At 62.3% G+C, this 13822-nt stretch carries 10 protein-coding genes; 5 read left to right on the top strand and 5 right to left on the bottom strand.

What is annotated here, in order from left to right:
- Positions 1 to 31: 31 nt before the first annotated feature.
- The 5 genes from HMPREF0326_RS07305 to HMPREF0326_RS07285 all read right to left on the bottom strand — a co-directional run bounded on the left by HMPREF0326_RS07305 (position 32) and on the right by HMPREF0326_RS07285 (position 5926).
- On the bottom strand, positions 32 to 997 hold the full coding sequence (locus tag HMPREF0326_RS07305; protein WP_008685462.1) for a DUF362 domain-containing protein: 966 nt from the start codon (positions 995 to 997) through the stop codon (positions 32 to 34).
- 49 nt (positions 998 to 1046) lie between these two features.
- Positions 1047 to 1787: a carboxymuconolactone decarboxylase family protein gene (locus HMPREF0326_RS07300; RefSeq protein WP_008685461.1), complete on the bottom strand. Its 741-nt coding sequence runs from the start codon at positions 1785 to 1787 to the stop codon at positions 1047 to 1049.
- 476 nt (positions 1788 to 2263) lie between these two features.
- Positions 2264 to 3700 (bottom strand): mannose-1-phosphate guanylyltransferase/mannose-6-phosphate isomerase, encoded by a 1437-nt coding sequence (locus tag HMPREF0326_RS07295; RefSeq protein WP_008685460.1) that lies wholly within the window; start codon positions 3698 to 3700, stop codon positions 2264 to 2266.
- Between the two features lie 521 nt (positions 3701 to 4221).
- On the bottom strand, positions 4222 to 4836 hold the full coding sequence (locus HMPREF0326_RS07290) for a flavodoxin (RefSeq protein WP_020990386.1): 615 nt from the start codon (positions 4834 to 4836) through the stop codon (positions 4222 to 4224).
- Positions 4837 to 5242: 406 nt separating this feature from the next.
- Complete coding sequence (locus HMPREF0326_RS07285; RefSeq protein ID WP_008685457.1) at positions 5243 to 5926, bottom strand: XRE family transcriptional regulator; 684 nt, start codon at positions 5924 to 5926, stop codon at positions 5243 to 5245.
- A 468-nt stretch (positions 5927 to 6394) separates the two neighbouring features.
- Here HMPREF0326_RS07285 and HMPREF0326_RS15535 point away from each other — a divergent pair, with 468 nt between their 5' ends.
- The 5 genes from HMPREF0326_RS15535 (at position 6395) to HMPREF0326_RS07265 (ending at position 13804) form a co-directional block, all read left to right on the top strand.
- Positions 6395 to 7276 carry a Mor transcription activator family protein gene (locus HMPREF0326_RS15535; protein ID WP_020990385.1) on the top strand — a complete coding sequence of 294 codons (882 nt, stop codon included), beginning with the start codon at positions 6395 to 6397 and terminating at the stop codon, positions 7274 to 7276.
- A 225-nt stretch (positions 7277 to 7501) separates the two neighbouring features.
- Positions 7502 to 7654, top strand: a complete 153-nt coding sequence (locus tag HMPREF0326_RS16735) for a hypothetical protein (protein WP_156896231.1) — start codon at positions 7502 to 7504, stop codon at positions 7652 to 7654.
- A gap of 4 nt (positions 7655 to 7658) precedes the next feature.
- Complete coding sequence (locus HMPREF0326_RS17495) at positions 7659 to 7790, top strand: hypothetical protein (protein WP_269545625.1); 132 nt, start codon at positions 7659 to 7661, stop codon at positions 7788 to 7790.
- 305 nt (positions 7791 to 8095) lie between these two features.
- Positions 8096 to 9058 (top strand): tyrosine-type recombinase/integrase, encoded by a 963-nt coding sequence (locus HMPREF0326_RS07275; RefSeq protein ID WP_008685454.1) that lies wholly within the window; start codon positions 8096 to 8098, stop codon positions 9056 to 9058.
- A gap of 354 nt (positions 9059 to 9412) precedes the next feature.
- The gene (locus HMPREF0326_RS07265) at positions 9413 to 13804 is read left to right on the top strand and encodes an autotransporter domain-containing protein (protein ID WP_020990384.1); all 4392 of its coding nucleotides are present in this window, start codon (positions 9413 to 9415) and stop codon (positions 13802 to 13804) included.
- Positions 13805 to 13822: the final 18 nt, after the last annotated feature.

Raw genomic sequence — 13822 nt, 5'->3', positions numbered from 1 at the left:
GAGCCGTCCCGCCGAAAACAATTTCTACCACTCAGATTGTGATCAGCTCATACTGATCGCTGCCCATGCCCATTTCCTTCATATAGGAAAGCTGACGCAGGCCGCTGCGGGATTCGATGCGCTCCACCATATCGCGCCGCACGTCTTTTGGCAGGGCGTAGATCATGTCCACGGAAGCCTTGTCCACGGCCAGGATGTCCGTGGAGGCCAGGATGCCCAGGTCGGGCAGCGTGACCGGCGCGGCGTTGACGCCTTCGCAGTCGCAGCTCACGGACATGTTGCGCAGCACGTTGATGTAGGCGATGTGCGGGCCGAAATGGCTTGTGACGGCGTTGCCGCCCTCCACCATGCGTTCCATGAAGTTTGGTCCGCCGGACCAGAGTTGCTTGCCCTCGCGGTGCAGTTGGGCCTTGCCCACCTTGCCGGAGGCGCAGCCGATGGCGATGTTTTTCAGCGAGCCGCCGAAGCCGCCCATGGCGTGCCCTTTGAAGTGGGTAAGCGCCAGCAGGGAATCATAGTTAAGCAGATGCTTGCCCACGGCCACTTCCTTGAGCCGTCTGCCGCCGGGCACGGGCAGGCTGACGTCGCCCTCGGCGTCCATAATGTCCACAGCGCAGAAGGTCCAGCCGTTGGTCTTCAGGGTTTCCCGGTGCCCTTCCGTGGTCTGGCGCGGGCTTTCGTAAAGCACGTTGCACTCCACAATGGCGCTGTCGGGAATGGAAGCCTGGAGCCGTTGCACCCAGGGGCGGGGCAGAATGTTCGGCCCGTTGGGTTCGCCGGTGTGCAGTTTGAGGGCGACCTTGCCGGTCATGCCTTCATTGACCTTGGCGTAGATGTTCAGCAGGCCCTCGGCGCTCAGATCCCTGGTGAAAAAAACCTTGGCCTTGGCCGGAGGCGCGGCCAGAGCCGGGCCGCCCTTCAGGGAAAGGCCCATGGCCAACGCTCCTGCGGTCAGCGTCCCGTTTTTCAGAAAATCGCGTCGTGAAAATTCGTTCATATGTTCTCCTGAGAGGTCGTTTGCCCTCAGTTTGCCTCAGATTTGGTCGCTACCGGGCCTGGCCGGAGCGCGCGGTCAGTACCGCATCCAGCACCTTGCCCGCCTCGACGGCCTCTTTCTTGCCGACTCCGGCGTCAAGCACGGCGATGAAGTCCCGCAGCTGCGCCGGGCTGAGTCCGGTATTCATGGCCGCGCCGAGATGGAAGCGCAGCTGCGCGCCAAGGCCCGGCATGGCGGCCAGGGCCGCGATGGTCGCCAGTTCCCGGCTCTGATGGTCCAGATTGTCGCGGGCAAAAATGTCCGCGAACAGATGTTGCTTGAGAAAGGCGTCAATGGCGGGCGTAAAGAGCTGATAGCCGGAAGGCGCGGGAATGCTTTTCCACCCGGCCAGCTCGGCCCTGACCCTGGCCCCGTGGGCGTCCCGGTCCAGGTTCGCGGGCAGCGGGCTCGGTTCCCGGCCTTCCTCGTCCCGGATGCCCCGTGCCTTGCGCTCGTCCATGACGGCCATGAAAACGCCGATGCCGTTGAGACTGCGCGGAAAGCCCGTGTAGGCGTACAATTGCACAAGGACTTCCTTGATCTCGTTGACGGTCAGACCGGCTTCCAGACCGTCGTGCAGGGCGGGCTTCAGCTTTTCCAAATCGCCGTTGGCGGTAAAGGCCGCGATGGTCACAATGCCCCGTTGCCGGGCGTTCAGAGTCTGGGTTTCGTCCATGGAACGCGCCTCCGTAAGCGTGATGGTCAGCGCCAGCGCGCAACAGACGGCGCGGAACACAAACAGTTTTTTCATAATTTCCTCCCGTTGCCGGAGTTACATCCGTTGGAATCAGCATATCCGCCGGACGGGCAGGCTTAAAGACACAATTTTCGCAAAAAATTGCCTGATCCTGCCTCGAAGGCTGAAGGGGGAGAAAGGGAAAATGCGGAGAGGGGGAATCGCCCGGCCGGACTGAACCGGCCGGCGGAAAATAACAACTTGGCAGCCCTTGGAGCAGATTGCCTTTGAAACGTGTAGCGTTTCAAAGGGGGCATTCCGGCAAAAACGCGGTTATCGCTGCTGTCGATCCCCGTATGGCTCCGTCGTCGCCAACGATGACAGCCCTTGGGGCTGCCTTCGGTCGCTTTTCCGGAATCCACGCCGCGTTGCTCTCGATGCCTGTACGCCCTTTGGGCTACAGGCACGGCCCCACGGGCCGCCCGTCGGGTCGGTCTTCGCGGCGCGCCTCACAGTGTTCGGCGTTAGAGCAATTTCAAAGTGAAATTGCTCTAACAGCGGCCGTAATTGTCCTCAAAGCGGACAATATCGTCTTCACCCAGATAGGAACCGCTCTGAATCTCAATGATCTCCAGAGGCTGCGGCCCGGCATTGGCCAGACGGTGCATGGTCCCGATGGGGATGTACGTGGACTGGTCCGCATGCAGTTCCACAAGCTTATCCCCCACGGTGATCTGTCCCACGCCGCTGACCACCACCCAGTGCTCGGCCCGGTGGTGGTGCAGTTGCAGAGACAGTGACGCGCCGCTCTTGACCATGATCCGCTTGACCTGAAAGCGCTCGCCCAGGGCCAGGGTTTCATACCAGCCCCAGGGGCGGAACACACGCAGATGGGTGTCCTTTTCCGGGCGGCTGTGTTGGGTAAGCCGGGCCACCAGGCTTTTGACATCCTGCGAGCATTCCTTGCGCGTCACCAGCACGGCGTCGCCGGTTTCCACCACCACCAGATCCCTGACGCCCAAGGCCGCCACCAGACGACCGCTGGAATACAGATAGCTGCCCGACACGTCTTCAGCCAGCACGTCGCCCACCCGCACGTTGGCGTCGGCATCCTTGGCCGCCGCCTCGTACACGGAATTCCATGAGCCGAGATCGCTCCAGCCCGCATCCAGCGGCACCACGGCCGCCAGCGGCGTTTTCTCCATTACCGCGTAGTCGATGGAATCCGCCGGGCAGGCGGCAAAATCCTTGCCCAGCCAAACGAAATCCCGCTCCTCGCTCCGCTCGCGCCAGGCGGCGGAAGCGCCTTCCAGCATGGCCGGAGCGTAACGTCCCAGTTCGCCCAGAAAGGCCGAGGCCCGGAACAGAAACATGCCGCTGTTCCAGTAATAACCGCCGTCAGCCAGCATGGCCTCGGCCGCGTCGCGACGGGGTTTTTCCACAAAACGCCGCACCGCGAAGCCCGTCGCCAGCGCGTCCCCGCGCTGGATATAGCCGTAACCGGTTTCCGGGCCGCCGGGCTCAATGCCGAAGGTCACCAGCCGCCCTTCCGCCGCGCAGGCGGCGGCCTGGGCCACGGCGCGGGCAAACACCCCGGCGTCGCCGATGACGTGGTCCGAGGGCAGCACCAGCAGAAGCACGTCTTCCCCGTCAGGGGCCGCTCCGCCCGCCGCATTCAGGGAAGCCAACGCGGACAGGGCCGCCACGGCAATAGCCGGGGCCGTGTTGCGGCCCTCGGGCTCCAGCAGCACGCGGCCCGTGGGGTCCAGACCCTGCTCCTGCATCTGGGCGGCGGCCAGAAAGCGCTGTTCCTTGTTGCAGATCACCAAAGGCGGCGTCAGTTCCGGCAGGCCGCCGAGCCGCTTCAGAGTGTCGCCGAACAGCGTATGGCCGCCCAGATCCATGAACTGCTTGGGATACAGACGGCGAGAAAGCGGCCAGAGCCGGGTGCCGGTGCCCCCGCATAAAATCACGGGACAGAGTTTCATTATGCCTCCCCCAACAGGACGAAAATGCGCTTCCCGGCCGGAACCGGAGCGGAAAGAGCCCGCGCGGCCCGGCCGGAATGCGGGAAAGATTTTACCTTGATCAGAAAGGTGCATTCTATCCTGATCAGCGTATTTCGACAATGCGTCCCGAGGTGGAAAACAGAGCTATCGAATGAAAGCCTTCATCGCCGGATAGTCATTTGATTTCATAAGGGCACCGTCCTTATACCCGCAAACGCAGCCGACACAGTCGGCAAGTGAGCGGGAGCTGGTTTTGCGGGAATTTTGCAAAATTGGCGATTTTTTTGTGCGGGCAAGGCAGCGGCGCGTTTTTGAGCGGAGCGTACTCAAGTACGTGAGCATCAAAAACGCGCCGATAACGCCGCCCGCGCGGAAAAGGCGGATTTTGCAAAATAACCGCAACGTTATAGAAAGGCTAACGCAAAAGTATGACTCTCTCGTGCTCTGAACACAAAAAGTTTATTTCAGTGCCCCGTGGGAGAAAGCCGCGCATCGCCCGCTCAGCGCGCCAGACCGTTACGCCGCAGCCAGGCAGCTGTAATTTCCTGAGCATCCGCCACGCTCTCGCCGTAGACAGCCAGGCCCGGCAGTACAGTGGCTTTGGGGCAGAGCTTTTTGATGTCCTCCACGGCGCGGCCCAGGCGGCTGCCTCCGTGGGTGACAAAGGGCGCGATGGTCTTGCCGGAGAAATCCGCGCTTGTCAGAAAGGTCATCACCGGCGGCGCAATGGTGCCCCACCAGTTGGGCGATCCCACGAAAATCACGTCATAGGCCGCCGGGTCCGGCGGGGTGGTCTGCAGCGGCGGCCTGTAGCCCGAGGCCAGTTCCTTTTTGGCCTGTTCCGTGGTGGCGCGGTAGTCCTCGGGATAGGGCGTAACCGTGCGCAGCTCCAGCAGCTCCCCGCCCGCCGCGGCCTGAATCTGCCCGGCGATGGTCCGGGTGTTGCCGGTACGCGAAAAGTAGGCAATCAGATGCCTGCCGCCCTGTGGGGTCGCGGCCCCGGCCTCGCCGGAGCCGAGGACAGCGGGCGCGGCCAGCAGGCCCAGCCCGGCGGCGGCCAGCTGGCAGAAACGCCGCCGCGCCGTATTGACGGAACATTCGTGGTGCTTGCTCATACCTGTCTCCTTTGGGATGCCGGAGCATCCCGGAATGCATTTACAGCACCGACATTACAACTGTCCGCCAACGAAATGGATATCCGATCCTCTCCAATCCTTGCCCGATTCTCTCATGCCGCCGCATAGGGAGACTACCGGCTCGAACCGTGCCGAAAGAATTGAGAGCTGTAAGGACAGAACATACCTTCTCTTTGTTTTCTCCGGCACGAACGGAACCAGGGCAATTTCAAAGTAAAATTGCTCTGACAGCATCTTCCAAGGCCCGTTGCCGCTGCCGGAGTTTTGCTCGCCGGCAAGGAGAGCAAGCCTTTTATGGAGGGAGTGTACTCTTCTGGTACTCGACCGGAATAAAAGGTGAAGCTCGACGCAGCCAGCGGGCAAAAGAACGCAGCGGCAACGAGCCTTAATCCAGTTCGCGGCCCACCCACACCGCCCTCCCGATAATCCGCACCAGATCCGCCAGCTGTTCGCAGGTATCCGCCTCGATCGGGGCATAGTCCGGATTGACGCTGGTCAGGATCAGCTTGCCCGGCATGGCATTGACGATCTTCAGATAGACCATGCCCTCCACGCCCACGGCATAGATCCGCCCGGGCACGGGATCGCTCTGGGACTGGTCGATGAGCACCACGTCGTTGTGCAGGATACGCGGCTGCATGCTGTCGCCGGACACGCGCAGCAGCACCATCTGGGCGGGATTGCCCTTGCGGTGCAGAAAATCCCAGCGGAAGGCATAATGGCGCAGGATTTCGCCGCCGGTTTCAAAGCTGCCCGTGCCCGCCGAAAGCCGCGCCTCCACCATGGGCACCATGACCAGCCGCGCTTCGGGCGTGTCGAGGACGTCGCCGTCGGCGTCGCCCTTGCCCGCCAGCAGCCAGTCCAGGGAGCAGCGCAGCGCCTCTGACAGGCGCACGGCAAATTCGCCCTTGGGCAATTGCCCGTTTTCATATTGCTGAATGGTGGTCAGGCTCACGCCCACCTGTGCCGCCAGATCCTGCTTGCGCAGGGCGAGCTGCACGCGGCGCTGACGCAGACGCTCGGCGAAACCGCTATGCAGGCCGCCGGAAGAGAGAGGAGCTGCTTTCATAAGGCTCTCGTTTTTAAGCTAAAGAAGCGCTGGTTAATGACCCAAGGGAGTTAGGGAAAACCTCCTGAGGAAATTAACAATTTTTCCTTTGAAAAAAATCGGAAAAATATATTAGAATAGGCATTGTTCTTAGTGAGGATAAACCGGTTTTATCTGTAACGCAAGGTTTCCCTTGAAATAACCACAATGCCTTTGCCCGGAGGCGACCTGCCGGGCGTGACCCGGCCGGGGATATTTTCACGCGTATCAGATGGAATTATTTTAAAAATTAAAACTTTTCTTTTATTGATGAACATTTTTCCTGCAATATAACATAAAAATCTATAACCCATATGGAAACAGTTTCACACACCGGGAAACTTTCATGAGGGAGCATAGCATGTCCGAACTACGCGATGAAATCCGAAACCTGAGCGCTGTGCTGGAACTTTTGCAGACTGAGGCCCGCCGCCGTGACGGAGGCCTGCCATGTACGCCAGTAAGGCCGCATCCCGTCCGGGCCGTCCGCCTCTGGCGCGGGGGCGCGATTCCTGGGGCCATGCCCTGCGCCTCTCCCAGGAGGAACGGGAATGGGAGGAAATTCTGCTCCATCTGCCGAACAACGTGCGCCAGCTCTGGCGCGTGCTGCATGCCTACGGCGGCCAGGACCTGCGCGTGCCCCGGCAGGAGCCGAAGCGCGACAGTCCTCTGCGCCGCCTGGGCCTGCGTTGCCTGCGCAAGCTTATGGCCGCTTTCGGAGGGACGCGGGTCTATGTGCCGCGCTGCAATGCCCTGCTGGGCAAGCTGCGCCAGCGGGAGATCATTGAGGGCTTCAGCCGCCATACGGGCCACGGCCTGAGCAGCACGGCCGCCGTGGCGGCCCTGGCCCAGCGCCACGACATGTCCGACCGGCGCATCTGGCAGCTCCTCAAAAAGGAAGCCTCGGCCCCGGCCCGTGTGCTTTACCGCTTGGGCGATTCCGCAGCCCTGGCCGAAACCGGCGCCGACGCTCAGGGCGCGGCGGTGGCCCTCACCGCCCTGAAAATTCCGGGCCGCATGGAGCCCATGCCACTGTGCGTGCCCGCCACTGAAGCCTTTTCGGCCGAAGAGGTGCAGAGCCTGGCCTTCAGCCTGGAAGAGGCCGATACCCCGGACTCCGCCAGCGATTCCTGGTCCGCCGTGCCCGGCGCGGTCTGGACCGCCGCGGGCGCGCAGCTTGCCCTTGGTGCTCGTATGGGGCCCCGCTTTCTGCCCCACGGCGTGCGCAAGCCCTGGCTGCGCCTCAATTTCACGCATACGCCGCAGCGGAAAAAGCCCGAGCGCAGGCAGGCTCTTCGCGGCCCTGCTGCGAGAGGAGGATATGCCGTATGAACCGGCCCTGCAGATAACGTAAGGCGGCGCTCCGTTCTTTTGCCCTCTGCCCGCGTCAGACAGCGCGGCCCGCCTCGGCCGTGTAGACGGCTACACTCCGCTGCGGCGGGCCGCTTGTTTTCCTTGCCGACGGACAAAATTCCTGTCGCGCCGATCCACTTCGCACGATCATAAGCAGCCTGCGCTGCCATCCGTGGCAGAAGCGCCATACCCCAAAAGATGCCCATGACCATCAGTCAAATCTCCATATGGAACCGCGCCCTGGGCTTTCTGGGCACGCGCACCGTGGCGTCGGAGCGTGAAAACACGCCCGAGGCCCTGCAATGCCGCCTGTACTGGGATTCCGCCCGACGGCAAACACTGCGCGGCTTTCCCTAGAACTTTGCCAGCGCCGGGTCTGCGCGGGCGCGGCAACACCGATTATCTGGGCCTGACCACCACCCTGCTCAACAGCGCGGGCCGCACGGGTCGCAATTTCTTCAACCTGGATAGGCAGGGTCCGCGCCTGCCCTGAGGTCCCCCCGGACCCATCGCGACGTCATCCGCAAAAAATAAAATTTTTTTCTGACAGCGAGGCACGGGGAAATTAGGCTAATCTGTATTTCAATACAGCAAAGCAAATTTCCATGGTATAACGCGCCCACGCGGAAAAATCCGACTTTGCGGCCAGCCGTTTGCGCGTATTCTTCTCCGCGTGCATCTGTTCTGAAAACCTTTCCAATAGTTAGATAAGACCATGTATATAGAGCCCCCGCTCTCTCGCGGGGGCTCTCTGTCTATACTCCCGTTTCCCATAACTCTTTTGCAGGAGAAAACAGCATGGCCCAGCACCGTCCGCAGCACTCCGCCACAAGCCGCCCGTCCGGAAACTCCCGGCGGCGCGATGGCGCGCGGGCCGCCATACTGCGGCTCGATGCCTTTGTCGCCGCCGTCTACCTGCCGCATGTCCGGCTTCGCAAGCGGAGCTGGCGGGTGGACGAGCGCATTGCCCGGCAACGCCTTTCCCCGGCCTTCGGCGCCCGGAGGCTGGACCGCATCCGGCGCGGCGAAGTGGAAGACTGGCTGCGCGATCTGGCGGAGGAGGGGCTGTGCCCGGCCACCTGCAACCGTATTCTGGCCGTCTTCAAGAGCGTCTGCTCTCTGGCGATGCTGCACGGCGTCCTGCCCGCCGGGCAATCGCCCTGCGCGGACGTGCCGCCCTTCAAAATTCATCTGCAACGGGAACGCTATCTCGCGCCGGACGAAGCCCAACGGCTCATGCGGGAGCTTGAGCGCTCCGCGCGGCCCGAGGCTGCGGCCATCCGGCTGCTTCTGCTCACCGGCGCGCGCAAGAGCGAAATTCTCAAAGCCCGCTGGGAAAATGTGCGCCTGGACTTGCGCCTGCTCACCGTGCCGTTGTCCAAGTCCGGCAAGCCGCGCCACCTCCCCTTGTCCGACGCGGCCGTGGCCGTCATCCGCGCCCTGCCGCGCGGGCCGGGCTGCCCGTGGCTTTTTCCCGGCCATGCGCCGGGCAAGCCGCTCAGCGACGTCTATCTTTTCTGGGACGGGCTGCGGCGCGGCCTGGGCCTTGCCGATGTGCGCATCCATGACCTGCGGCACACCTTTGCCAGCTTTCTGGTCAATGCCGGGCACTCGCTCTATGAGGTGCAAAAACTGCTGGGGCACAGCGATCCCAGAACAACCATGCGCTACGCCCATCTGGGGCAGGCCTCCCTGCTGGCGGCGGCCCAGAGCGTCAGTTGCTTTCTGAGCCCGGGCAAAGGGAGAAAGAACACGAAATAAACGGTGCGGACAGACAAAAAACAGGAAAAAAGACTTTTTCCATTTGTCCGCCCGACTGGGATGGACGCCGAAATGGGTGCTGGCGGGCCATACGCCAAGTGTTCATTGACAGATGCACTGTCAATGAACACTTGGCGCAGAATACTGTCAACAGACTAAATGTGCAATATAATTTTTCATGTAAAGTTTTTCAAAATTTTTTGCTCTATAAAAGTCTTTATTATTTCATCGAGATAGCCTTCCTCCAAATCCACCTGTTTCCCCCAAAAGCCGACAGTGCATCTGTCGGCAAAGGAAGGGAGCATTGGGCTCCGTATGAATTCTTGGGGAGCGGAGTCTCCCGGGAGGTATGCTATGTTGACGAAGGGGGCTATCGGTAATCTTGTCAATAAATATCGGGCAGTACTTAAAAAATGCCGCCTGCTGAACGTTTTTGGCAGCCTGGCCCTGGCCGGGGCTTTGACTGTGGGTGCGGCGGGCATGGCCGGGGCGACGTCAGTGAACTGGGGAGATTCGGTCGTCACGATAAGTTCCGGCACGGAAACTATATCCACCCGCACGGATACCGTTGCCACATCCATTACCATTGAGAACGGTGGCTCCTTGACGTTGGGTAGTCAGAGACAAGACCTGTGGACCACGCCCGGTGCGGGTGCGGCCGATTTCAGCGGCCCCACCATCACCATTAAGGACGGCGGCGTATTTACCAGCGGCGGCGGCGCGTTGCAGGGCATTGTCCCCCATGATCCCTGGAATTATCACGGCACACTGGATGCGCAGCAAGGTTCCACCATTACTCTGAGCAACGGCGGTTCCATTTCGGCTCTGGACATCACCCTTGACGGCACGGCCGCCATCAGCGGGCAGTTGGCGCAGAGCCCTCACCCGGACAACGGCGCGTGGCGCAAAGACGCCATGATCTACGCCGGGCATGATCTCACTGTGGGTGCACATGGAAAGATCACCCTGGGCGACAACGGCCTGATCGGCGCGGGCACCAGCAACGGCGGCGACGGTCAGCAGGTGAATATTCAGGGCTCCGTGAAGATGACGGGCTCCGCGCAGAACAGCGCTTCGGTCATCCGGGCGACCGGCGACGCCGCGCTGAATATTTCGGGCACTGTTGGCGTTGATACCTCCAAGTACGGCGTCATCGCCGCGCCCGTAACCAATGTTGACGGTGGCTCCATTGTGGCGACCGGCACATTGGAGATGGTCGCGACGCTGCCTGATGAAAAAAACGCCAACGCTATGACTGTCGGCACGGCGGGAGCCACCTTCCGGAACGGCGAGCTGAATCTGGCCAACGGCGGGCGGCTCAAAGCCGAGGCGGTCGCCGTCAAAGGCGGCGTCATCAACATCACGGGCGGCGTCAAAGGCAACACCTATCAGACCAACGGCCGTTCCGGCATCTATGATCTGGACGCCGCCGGGAACAGCGGTGAAGTGACGCTGACGGACGGCACGGTCAACGTCGCGGACGGCGGCGGCATTGAAGTGAAGACGGTCACCGTAGACGGCGGCGTCCTGAACGTCAGCGGCAAGGGCGACTACACCCTGAACGATGCCAAGGAAACCTGGCGCAACAAGAGCATTGTGTACGGCTATGGTGGTCTTACGGTCACCAACGGCACGGTCAATGTGGGGGCCGACGGCCTGCTGGGCGTGGACTACAGCGGCACCAACACCGCCAATAACATGGTATTCTCCGGCGGCACGCTGAATCTTGCCGGTACTCAGGGGGCGGAAGCCCTGCTGCTGGCCCATGATATAAAAACTGACGCGGGTACGACCGCCGCCACGCTGACTTTCAGCGGAGCCACGGTCAACGTCAACGGCGATGCCATCATCCTCGCCAAGGAGGCGGCCGTCAGCGGCGGCTCGCTGAACGTGGCCTCGGGCAGCCATCTGCTCATGCGCGACGGCAAACCCTATGGTCAAAACCTGGTCGGGGCCGCCACGGCGGGCCTGACCGTGCGGAACACGACTGTCAACATCAGCGGAACGGGCGCGGTCAACGTCGAGGACGGCCTGACCCTGAATAAAGGCGGCATGGTCAATGTCAGCGGCGGCACGTTGGTCGTGAACGGGGCCACCACCTGGACGCCGGTTTCCGTCGGCGAGACGTCCGGCAAGCTCGACATCAGCGGCGGCAGCGTGACCCTGCAAAAGAGCAGCATCCTCAATGCCGACTACGGGCTGGCTGCCCAGATCACGGACAAGACAAATCAACTCGGCCTCGGCGGCACATTGCTGCTGACCAGCGCGGACGATTATACTGTGGCTGATCTGGAAAAGGCCAAGACAACATTGACGGGCGTCGGAACTCTGGGCTTCCTGGGCGGCAAACTAGTGAACGATGCGGGCAAGGCCGAAACCCTGGTGGTGGACGCCTCAACGTCTGGCGGCGTGATCACCAGCGGCACCAACATCACGTCCGGTACGGATGTCGTGGGCAAGGCGGACGGCAACAACCTCTTTGCCGAAAACTCCATGAATGTGACGCTGGGGACAAATACCACAGCCCAAGCGCAAGCCACGCTGAACGCCAGGGACATCAACCTGGTGACTGACGGCGCTGTCGCGCTCACAACATTGGCTGTGTCTACTGCCAACGGCAACGTCACCGTGGTGGGCGACAAGCCCGGCCAGTCCCTGGTCACTGGCCAGAATGGCGCTGACGGGGCCAAACAGGATGTGGCTGTAGCCGTGAGCAACAGCGGCACCTTCAATATGGGCCTGGAAGGCAACAGCCAGAGCCAGGGCGGCCTTGTGGACGAGCTCAGCGTGGCTGGCGGCACGGCCAATGTGAACGGCAACGGCGCGGGCACCTCCGATTACACCATCAATTCCCTGAGCATGACTAACGCCAGCGCCCAGGTCAATGCGACCAACACCACGCTCAGCATCGGCGAATGGGACGCGCAGGACGGCACCTTCTATGTGGACCCGGCCTATGTCAGCATTGCCGGTCTTACCGGCGGTACTCTGAGGAGCGCCCTCCTGGTGGGCGACGGTTCGGTGGTGAATATCGGCGGCATGGGCGGCGCTGATCTCCGCACGGCTCTGGCCAAAGCGGGCATGAGCGCTGGCCCCAACCTGACGCTGGGCGACGGCCAGTCCGCGTTGGCCCTGGCCTCGCCGGTGACGGTGAGCGGCGCGGGCAAGATCGTGGTGGACGCCGGAGTGGACGCTTCCGGTCAGATCGGCGGTGCCACTGTCAATCATCAGACATACTTCGGCGCGGATTCCGTGCTGGTGGTGGACGCCTCCAAGCTGGGTGCTGACGCCGCCATCACCAGCGGAACTCCCACTGGCTCTGTTACCCAAACCGCCGTCATTGACCCCGACGGCCACTTGCAGGTCGTCAACGCCACCAAGGGCGAAGTCACCCTGCTGGACGGCTTTACCGGCGGCATCAGCAGCGATGGCGCCACAGGCACGGACTATGGCTGGGTCAAGAACGGCGTGGCCAATCCGGATCGCATGCTGACTTCCACGGCTGTGGTGGACCCCGCTGGCAGCGTCACCCTGACCAACACGGTCAACAAGGCCAGCGATGTGCTGCCCGGCCTGGACGGCGAGCTGAATCCGGCCATGGCCGATGTCTGGGACAACGCCAAAAACGACGTGAACGCCGAGGCCAAGGGCGTGCGCTTCCTCAGCCGCGCCGCGCGCGCCGACTATATCGCGGACGCCAGGCAGGCCGCCGTGACCATTGAAAGCGCGGCGCGCATGGCGCTCGTCGGCGCGGTGCCGCAGATGACCATGGCGGCCAGCAACGCGGCGGGCAATGCCGTGACCCAGCGTACCGGCCTGGCCCAGCCCGGCGGCAACGCCATCCAGAGCATGGGCACGGACGGCTCCATGCAAACCGGCGCTTCCGCGGGCGACGCCGCCAAGACCGGCTTCGCCATGTGGGTCATGCCTCTCTACCAGAGCTCCAACGGCTTCGGCATGAAGGCCGGAAACTTCGACATGGACTTCAGCGGCGGCCTGGGCGGCGTGGCCCTGGGCGCGGATTACACCTTCGACAACGCCATCCGCGCGGGCATCACCTTCAACATCGGCGGCGGCTACGCGCAGGGCTCGGGCGATCTCAACGAAACCACCAACAATATGAACTTCTGGGGCATCGGCGCGTATGCCGGATGGACCCCGGGCAACTTCGGCCTGACCGCCGACGTGAACTACACCTCCACCTACAACAAGCTGGAACAGGACCTGCCCGCAAGCATGCAGATGGGCAAGCTCAAGAGCGACGTGACGGCCTACGCCATCAGTGCGGGCCTACGCGGCGAGTACAAAATCGAAACCAGCGCGCTGGATATCATCCCGCACGTGGGCGCGCGCTACATGAGCCTGAACACCGACGAATACGACGTGAAGTCCGGCGGCACACTGCTCAAGGGCGACGCCATCAACCAGAGCATCTGGACCTTCCCGGTGGGCGTGGCCTTCAGCAAGCAGATCGAGACCGGCAACGGCTGGCACTTCAAGCCCAGCCTGGACCTGGCCGTGATTCCGGCCGCCGGGGACATTGACGCCCGCAGCGACGTGCGCTTCACCGGCACGGGCACCAAGGCGGAACTGGACACCCAGACCATGGATTACGTCTCCTACATGGGCCAGGCCGGTTTGGAATTCGGCAACGAAACCACGTCCCTGGGCGTGAACTACAACATCCAGCTCGGCGCGAAGAGCACGGCGCACGGCGTGTTCGGGACATTCCGCTACGAGTTCTAAACCGACAACCAGAAGCGT

This window comes from Desulfovibrio sp. 3_1_syn3 (genome assembly GCF_000145315.2).
Classification (GTDB): domain Bacteria; phylum Desulfobacterota; class Desulfovibrionia; order Desulfovibrionales; family Desulfovibrionaceae; genus Desulfovibrio; species Desulfovibrio fairfieldensis.
This window is presented reverse-complemented; position numbering and strand designations above follow the sequence as displayed.